1 pseudogene is annotated in these 358 nt (G+C 58.7%); it reads left to right on the forward strand.

Annotation, left to right across the window (positions count from 1 at the left end):
- Positions 1-122: 122 nt before the first annotated feature.
- Positions 123-358 (forward strand): annotated as a pseudogene (locus EN851_RS34625) (hypothetical protein); the annotation flags it as partial.

Below are 358 nucleotides of genomic sequence, written 5' to 3' on the forward strand. Positions count from 1 at the left end.
AAGGATGACGACGTCTGGGAGGCTTCAGCCAATTTCGTACGTTGCGATGGTCATCGAAACGAACCCAGTGAGGCGCAGTTCATACCCATGAAATCGGCGATGTTCGCAATGGAACTCCTCTGATGGCCCCGATAAAAGTCGATCTGGACAAAGTCCGCGAATTCCCCGATGCGGAAAGCTTCTACGCCTGGCTGGCGGAAAACCACGCCGGCGAAAGCGAGGTCTGGATCAAGATCCACAAGGTCGGCTCGGGGCTCGCCTCGATCACGCCGAAGCAGGCGATCGACGTCGCGCTCTGCTTCGGCTGGATCGACGCGGTGCGCAAGTCGCTCGACGACAAGAGCTTCCTGCAGCGCTA

Source organism: Mesorhizobium sp. M8A.F.Ca.ET.208.01.1.1 (genome assembly GCF_004791315.1).
In the GTDB taxonomy this organism is placed as follows: Bacteria; Pseudomonadota; Alphaproteobacteria; order Rhizobiales; family Rhizobiaceae; genus Mesorhizobium.